This is a genomic window from Pseudomonas sp. FFUP_PS_473, from assembly GCF_002858665.1.
In the GTDB taxonomy this organism is placed as follows: Bacteria; Pseudomonadota; Gammaproteobacteria; order Pseudomonadales; family Pseudomonadaceae; genus Aquipseudomonas; species Aquipseudomonas defluvii.
This window is the reverse complement of record NZ_PJQQ01000065.1, coordinates 1-8214: the sequence shown is the minus strand read 5'-3', so window position 1 is coordinate 8214 and position 8214 is coordinate 1. Positions and strand designations below refer to the sequence as shown.

Below are 8214 nucleotides of genomic sequence, written 5' to 3'. Positions count from 1 at the left end.
GCGTCCGCTTAAAAATACGCGGACACCATCGTCCTTAATGCTGGAGTTCGGAAGGTGAGTTGGCCGGACGGATACGATGCATGGCCAGCTTGGCCGCGTTCATCTGATGCTTCAAAGAGCGTATGGCAATCTCCATATTCGTGCTGGAGAAGACGCTCCAGCAGCCACTTTTCAGTAGTGGTGGATTCCTGCGCTCTTAAAGAGGTTGGATAGACCGAGTGTTCTTAAATAGCTGCGGTCGCTAAAAAAGAAAAAACCCTGAGACCTTGCGGAATCAGGGGCTTCGGTATTTGGTGCCCAGAGACGGAATCGAACCGCCGACACGGGGGTTTTCAATCCCCTGCTCTACCGACTGAGCTACCGCCAGTCGTATTCACGGCCTCTGCCGTCCAAAGCGTGCCCGAAAAATCTATGCCTTCAAAATCGAAGAGCGAATTCTCCTTTACAAGCTCGCCTGCTCGCCCACCAAAGCTGATGGCCATGTGCCGATTAGCTTCGTCAGCCACGCACGAGTGATAAATCACATACCGCAGTTTCCTCTTCTCAAGCTGCACGTGCCCCGGGCCGGTAAATACAGTCGGCTTCTCAGTGCACCATTGGGTCAATGTAATCCGGCTAAAATGCAGAACCATCTCACCTTTGATGAACGCCTCACCGTTCACACCATGAGGTTTGGTCATTCTGAATCCTTAGGTTGGTGGGGATTAATCTGAGCGATGCGCAACCATATAGGCAACGAAAGCAGAGCTCTCCAGTATGAAAAAAGGGCGCTGGTAAAGCGCCCCTCGAGTATCACTCAGCAACCCGCCTGATGGCTTTTTCGATACGCTGACGCCCCGCGTGGGCAAGCTTACTGACACCAGCCTCCTTGGCCACCGCGTAAACCAACCCCTCTCCAACGTGACCGTGTTTGGTCATTTCGTCTACCAAGGCACCCAGTTCGGGTAAGCAGATTTCGGCGAGTGGGCGAGTTGCATCATCATCACCAGGCCTACGGAAGACAACATTCGCATCCGAGTCGAGATGAGCTGGCCAGAAGAAGGTTCCGGCCTGCTCTTCTTCATGGGATCGGAATCGTGCCCGCGCTATTTGATCGACGCGATCGCGAATGCGTGAGCCCGTTCTGACCCAGCCATGAGCGCGCGCGATACGCCGTGCAAGCGCCGTATTGAGCACAGGCCCCTCTTCTGCAACCACATGGGCAATCATCTGCTCCAAAGTGGCTGTGTAGCTCGCTTCAAAGAATCGGTCTGGGTCAACCGTTTCTACAGCCTCGGTAGGGTCTGCTTCTTTGTAAACCAAATGCTCCACCGGCAAATAAGGAGTGACCACCTCCTCAACTGCTTGAGCAGTGGCTGCTCTGGCGTACTTCAGTTCAGGCAACGCGCCAGTCGGATCATTGGCTTCCGCAGCATGGGTCGAAGCGACAACAGCAACCTGATCCACCACCTCGATTACTTCAGCCATAGCGGCATCGACTTTCAAACGCTCTGCCTCTTGCGCAGCATCGATAACAGCTTGCTTGGCTCTCGAGTTAGCGAGCAACTCCGTCAATTGTTGGTGAACTTTCTCCGCAGTCCCTATGGCATCGACCCACCAGTCAGTCGACCAGATTCGAACGATCTCCCATCCAAGCCCTCGCAGCACAAACTCTCGAAGCTTATCGCGATCTCGCGCAGTCGCACTGCGGTGGTAAGTAGCGCCGTCGCATTCCACGCCGGCAAGGAATCGTCCTGGAGCATCAGGGTGCACAACACCCAAGTCTACTCGGAAGGAAGAGACACCAATCTGCGTGTGAATCTGCCAGCCCTTCTTGGCCAAGGCAGCGGCGACCGCCTCTTCGAACGGGCTATCGAATCCACCCACGCTTCCGAAGTTAGCTTCCGCCAAGGCTCGTGGCCCACGCTCGGCAAACTCGAGGAAGTGCTTCAGGTCACGCACCCCGACAGCTTGCGTACGGGCGAGATCAATGTGCTCTGGACGCAGGGTCGAGAACAGCACCAATTCCTGGCGAGCACGCGTGATGGCAACGTTGAGTCGGCGCTCGCCACCCGGACGGTTCATCGGGCCAAAGTTCATCGACATCATGCCGGCAGCGTCTTTCCCATAGGTGGTCGAGAAGTAGATGATGTCGCGCTCGTCGCCCTGGACGCTTTCCAGGTTCTTGACGAAAACAGGCTCAAGCTCAGATTCAGCGAAGTAGGAGTCAAGCGACGGGTCTTTTCGGCATGCCTCATCCAGCATGTCCATGATCAGTTTCTGCTGCTCACCGTTGAAGGTGACGACACCCACGGTACGACGGCTTTCACGGAACGCTGGAGACTGAAGGCGGGCCACCAGATCAGCGACCAGTGCTCTCGCTTCGATCAGGTTGGTACGTGAGCCGCCCTTGTCGTAGACACCTGCCACTGGGCACAACCGCACTGCCCTGTCAGCCGTGAACGGCGATGGGAAGGTCACCAGCTTCGAGCCGTAGTAACGCTGGTTCGAGAAGGCGATCAGGCTCTCGTGGCGGCTGCGATAGTGCCAGTTCAGGTTGCGCATCGGCAGGTTCGCGCTGATGCATTCATCCAGGATGCTCTCGAGATCGGCTTCGACATCCTCATCATCAGCCGTGGACTCGGCACGATCGAAGAAGGAGGTCGGCGGGAGCTGTTTCGGGTCGCCCACCATCACAACCTGCTTCCCTCGCGCCATCGCACCAATTGCATCCCAGACCGGAATCTGAGAGGCCTCATCGAAGATGACGAGGTCGAACGGGGTTGATGCTGGCGGCAGGTATTGGGCAATCGAGAGCGGGCTCATAAGCAAGCAAGGCGTCAGCTTCGTCAGCGCTTCTGGTGCTCGAGTCATCAACTCACGCAATGGAATGTGCTTGGTCTTCTTGCCCATTTCATGGCGCAGCAGGCCCCACTCAGAAGAGCGACTCACGCTGTCCTGACTTGGCAGATCGGCACACAGCCGAGCACGGAGCCAGTCCTTCGTCAGCTCGGTAAACTTGTCATCCAGTGCGCGGAAGTCGCGAATGCGCTGTTCGTGCTCGACGCTGACAAATGTCCGAATGACCTCCTCATTGTCTACGGTGGTATTCAGCCACCAGCGAGCGTAGTTCACCTCAAGGACGCGACGGACTTTTCCGGAGGTGATCGCTCCGCTTTCCATGGCCTGGACAATCGGGGCGAGGCCAACGGCAAAGGCCTCATCGCGCACCTTCCTCCAAGCACACCATGCCTTGAGTCGTGCCTCGGAAGAAACCACGGTTTCGCAATTTTTCTTGAGGTCATTCAACGACAGGTGAGCGGTCTCATCAACACCTGCTTCGGTGAAGTGGCCGATCGAAGTCAGATGCGACGAACGCTCCTGTAGCAGCCCAAGCTTTTCACTCAGGGCAACACCAGCAAGTGCTATCGCACCTTCCGGCTCCAGCAGCGCGTTGCCATCGCCCAACAGTGTTTGCAGAGGTGCCTTGTAAGCTGCAATCTGTTCCGGGTTTAGCGCAAGCTTCGCAATAGCAGTTGCGATCTGGCCTTGGAATGCTAGCGCCTGACGAGCTATCTCCAGCTTGGTCTTCAGGTCGCTCCAGACAGGCACCAGCTCTCGCAGGTCAGCCAGGTCGGACAGATCGCGCTCAACAGCTGCCCGCTGCTTCAGCAGATCGAAGTCACCCTTCAACAACGACCCACAGCGGCCCTCCTCCACTTCGGGGTGATCATCAACGAGGCGACCGCGCTCTTCGATATCCCGACGCTCAGTCTGAAAACGCAGTGCTGCGGTGAGGTGATCGATGTTAGTGCCCTGACCGCTCCATAGCTGTTGGGTGCTCGAGCCAAGTTCGGACAACGCAGCCATATCAGCATCCAAACGAGTCAGCGTGCGAAGCCGTCGGAGCTCTTCCTTCAACGCTTCTCCCAGCTGGCCCTGCTCGACCAACTGGAATCCATCATCGATCCAATCCGACTCAGCTCGCTGGAGCCGAATGGCCTCTTGAAGCTTGATAGCCGTCGAGAGCTGCTCAGCTTCAGATTTTGAACCTTGCCAGACGGCAACGCACTCGTGCCCAGGTTCGAGCTCATCAATAGCGCGGCGCACTGCGCGGATCTCTGCCCAAGTGGCCAGATCTTTACCGTGATCGGCTTCACCCGAGGTCGTTTGAAACGGGGCTAGCAAACCCGCGATACGACGCTTTCCGAACCAGGATTTTGGCCAGAACGACTCCTCAGCTTCCTTCCACTCACGCAGCAACAGATCGATGTCGAGCGACTCAATCGTATCGCCATATGTCGCACTGAGCTGCTGCTTGTGCTCCGCTATTTGGCCAAGCAGTGCGACTGCTTGAGCAAGCACATCGGTGACACTTTGCGGCCAGGCCGGGCTGAGCTCACCGAACGTGGTACGACGTTGCTGCAGCAATTCGATACCCTGTTTCGCATCTGCCACAACTCGCGAAGGCCAGAGCGGCGAAAGCTTAGCGTTGAGCTCTCGGTGCTGTTCTACCCACGCACACCCATCGCTCAACCGCTGGGAAATCGAACGGGCATCAGGCCGCAGCGCGAATCGCCAATCTTGTCCTGCAGCCGCGGGGAGTACCCGGGAAAGGACTGAGAGCCCCTCCAGTGCAGTCGGGGTGTATTCCGTAACTGGAAGCCCGGCCAACTCTACAAATCGATCAGCCGCCCGATGCACATCCAGCACGGCGGGCAGCATATCTCGAGCCGCCTGCACGAACTGTTGTTGCCAATGGGGTGACCATTCTGCCTGGCCAACCGCGGACAACGCATTGCCAGCAAGCTGGCTGTACCCAACCGCCTGCGCGTTCACTTCGAGGCGATCGCCCAACTCACGAAGCTCCAGCATGGCTTTCTGGTCGTGCGTGTCAGGCGATGCCCAGGACAACGGAGCGACAGCTTCGTCGCCACCGGATGTCACCGTGCCGATCGCATCGTAGATGGTGTAACCGTTCCGATGGCGTCGGTGCAGGCGCTCGACGTAGATGTTCAGGCTATCGCGCAGCGTAGCAAGGCGCTTCGCCTCAACCTCCCATGCCGCGGAATCAACTTGCCCCTTGGCTTCCCAGGCAGATTGCAGTTGGGCGAGGACGTCGGTCTTTCGAGCCTTGCTTGAGTGAAGTTCAAGACAGAACTCACCCAGGCCAATCTCACGTAGTCGACGGTACACGACATCCAGCGCCGCGATCTTCTCCGAGACAAACAACACGCGACGGCCCTGGGCAATCGACTGGGCGATCATGTTGGAAATCGTCTGACTCTTACCGGTACCAGGTGGGCCGATGAGTACGAAGTCTTTGCCCTTGGCTGCCGCCATCACTGCCGCCAGCTGGGACGAGTCAGAGGGCAGCGGGCAGAAGACGTCGGTCGGGCCGTAATCACGATCCAGCGAGTGGGCCTCTGGGAACGGCGTTTCCGAGATGAACGAGTCTCGTGGGGTATCCAAGAGGTGCTGAACCACTGGGCTTTGCCGTAGGTGCTCGGCGTTCTCGGCCAGATCCTTCCACATGAGGTACTTGGCAAACGAGAACATCGACAGCACGACATCTTCGCTCAGCTCCCAGCCTGGAATGTCCTTGATGGCATGACCAACTTTGTTCCAGATGCCGACGATATCCAGACCTGAATCGTCCCGAGGCAGCTCGTGCTCCAGCGAGCCCAAGCCAAGCTCGAAATCCTGCCGAAGCATCTCAATCAGCGTCGGGTTGAAGCGTGGCTCATCGTCGTGGAGCACCATGGTGAATCCGGATCGAGCGCTCTTGCGCTCCAGCGTGACCGGAACCAGAACCAGAGGCGCCTTGTATTTCTGCCCCGCCCTGTCCTCACGCGTCCAGCTCAAGAAACCAATGGCCAGGAAGAGAGTGTTGGAGCCGCCTTCCTGCAAGGCGGTACGAGCCCCCCGGTAGAGCTCGGTGAGTCGCACATCCATCTCATTGGGCGTCAGCGCAACGAACACCTCTCTCCGCTTGAGCGCATCCTCGGCATGGCGGCGGCGAACATCCTCTCGCTCGCGCTGTTCGTAGAGTGCGCGTTCCCGCGGATCGGCTCCATCCATAAGATCAGGCCGTGTCAGCAGCTTCAGCGTCTGCCCGCTTGCCAGAATATCCTCGAGCGCGCCCGGGTCGGGCGACTCAAGCTTCAACGCCCGCTTGCCCATCTTGAAATTGAGCAGATTGTTTCGAAGAGAAAGATCCAGCAGTTTGCGCTGCCAACGGCCTAGACGATCAGCAGGGTCGAGCTTGGAAAGATCTTCGACGACCACCTCATGCACTTCATCTGGAATGCCCGCACCTTCCTCCACCAGAAGCGGTGGGGCTTCGTCTGTCACCTCTGAGGCAACTCGGGCGATCTGGGCCTCGGAGCTTGCCAGCGGTTTGATTCGTTGCAGTCGAGCTCGGCGAATGTCCAGGAGCAATTCAAAGGCGCTGTCCGCGTCTTCAGCAACCTGTTTCTCCCCTCTCTCAACAGCGTAAGAGAAGGATGGGACGAGGTTCTGGGTGATGAGCGTGGTTTCAAACAGCACCAGCTCACGCAGCTTCACCCGTTTGCGCACTGCCGTCACATCATCGACCAGAGCAGTGGTGAACTCTTCTGGCTTCATCCACAGGCCCGCGAAGGCGTGCCCCCGGGTGAACACGATGACCGGGTTGAGTCCGATCTGCTCGAGAGCTGCGCAGAACAACAGGGTGAGATCCATGCAGGTGGCCAAGCCGGTATCTGCAATCTGGCTAGGACTTCGTACCTTTTGCCCTGACTGCTCAAAGCTTGCCGGCGGTAGCGCATAATCAAGCTTCATGCGCGCCACTGCGCCCCAGACCGCAGAAGCCAGCTGCCAGGCACGCTTGGCCCCGCCCTCATACCCATCAAGCGATGACGGCAACTCACTGAGTCGAAGCAGCTCGGCCGTCTGCTTCAACAAGCGATCTACAGCCGGATCGTTTGGCTGGACGAACGCAACGGTCATATCGGGGATATGGCGCAGACCACCCCACTGATTTCGCGGCAGAAGGTCTACGACTTGCTCAAGACGGGCGACCTCCTTTCTGCCGCCCCCGGCTTCTTTGTCATCAGCCTCGAGGACAAACGTAAACGTCGACAGCTCTGCCTCAGTCAGGCGACTCAGCAGCGGGCCATCCAAAACCAAATCGAGTCCAGGAATGATCCGGAAGCTGTCCGCAGCGACTTCATCAATCCGCCATACCTTGGGTTTGAAAACCTCTGGTTCGGAGGTCAAGGTCAGTGTTGCATTGACGAAGCGATCTTCGGTCTCGTTTGAGATACGAAGCTCTCGAATTACAGGAATGGCGTTTTGGAAGTCCGCAAGGTTCAGCTTCGCCACCAAGGTGGCCAGGATCTTGACTTCTTTAGGCGGGATTTCTTCTTGAGCAGCGAGGGGCTGAACGATGTCGTCCATGCGCAACCTTCCTTGTTGTGATGCCCAAGGGAGTGCCGGGGTTGACCGGCCAAGGGGGGCTCCTCTTGAGCTGATGGCGGGATGATAGCGCTTCCTGCTTCAGGCGTAATGATCCTTTGGTCGTTCGCTGATGCTTAATCTGTTCAGCTAAGCAGCGATCTGCAGCAAGGTGCAGATGCACCACGACTTGCCACAGACCTATCAGCTATACCGGGGGTAAAAAATTAGGATCAACGGTTTCTCAAAAGTGGCACAAAACTGCCAAAAGCAACACCAAGACCATCTCAAACAATCAATAACTAGCTCAGGAAAAGCCAGGCCACCCGAAACATCTCAACAAACTACAAGCTAGATGTATTGGACTCAATACCTATCAACCTCATCTCAATACTGTTCAAGCCATCATATACAACTTTTGCATAGGAATGCTCACCAACCCAGTTCAGCTCATTTTTGATTTCTGATAAATCATATTTTATATCATCCAACTTCTGCGAGACCTCTTCGCTGATAGCAACAAGCCGCTCTAGAAACATCTCAATATTTTCAGTACTCATAAAAACTCCTTTTCAAAGCAGAGGAAGCGGTCTGGTAAGTTCTGCGCAAAGTAGTTGAAGACAAAGTCCCTAAGCGTAACCACTCCCATACTCCGTTTTAAACAAAATCGCAGAGGAAAGCTGCCATTTCAGCCCACCGAGCTTTGGGCTCTCTGGCCTAGTGAATCGCCCCTGGTTCCCTAGACACTCTCCAAGCTCAGGAAATAGCGTTTCTCATACTCTACTGGCGATAACTGCA

The 8214-nt window shown here is 56.6% G+C and carries 3 protein-coding genes and 1 tRNA gene; all 4 read right to left on the bottom strand.

Annotated features, from left to right (window positions below; translation table 11 throughout):
* Positions 1–291: 291 nt before the first annotated feature.
* Positions 292–361: transfer RNA gene (locus CYD26_RS24280), tRNA-Phe, on the bottom strand.
* A complete protein-coding gene (locus CYD26_RS24275) occupies positions 333–680 on the bottom strand; it encodes a hypothetical protein (protein ID WP_178081736.1) in 348 nt (115 codons plus the stop codon). The genes CYD26_RS24280 and CYD26_RS24275 overlap by 29 nt, the downstream gene beginning before the upstream one ends.
* A 112-nt stretch (positions 681–792) precedes the next feature.
* Positions 793–7419 (bottom strand): DUF3320 domain-containing protein, encoded by a 6627-nt coding sequence (locus CYD26_RS24270; RefSeq protein ID WP_102053870.1) that lies wholly within the window; start codon positions 7417–7419, stop codon positions 793–795.
* Positions 7420–7760: 341 nt separating this feature from the next.
* Positions 7761–7976, bottom strand: a complete 216-nt coding sequence (locus CYD26_RS24265; RefSeq protein ID WP_102053869.1) for a hypothetical protein — start codon at positions 7974–7976, stop codon at positions 7761–7763.
* Positions 7977–8214: the final 238 nt, after the last annotated feature.

Bases quoted from the DNA above. Each gene is read 5' to 3' on its own strand.
- CYD26_RS24275 (WP_178081736.1), bottom strand. From the start codon at position 680: ATGACCAAACCTCATGGTGTGAACGGTGAGGCGTTCATCAAAGGTGAG.
- CYD26_RS24270 (WP_102053870.1), bottom strand. From the start codon at position 7,419: ATGGACGACATCGTTCAGCCCCTCGCTGCTCAAGAAGAAATCCCGCCT.
- CYD26_RS24265 (WP_102053869.1), bottom strand. From the start codon at position 7,976: ATGAGTACTGAAAATATTGAGATGTTTCTAGAGCGGCTTGTTGCTATC.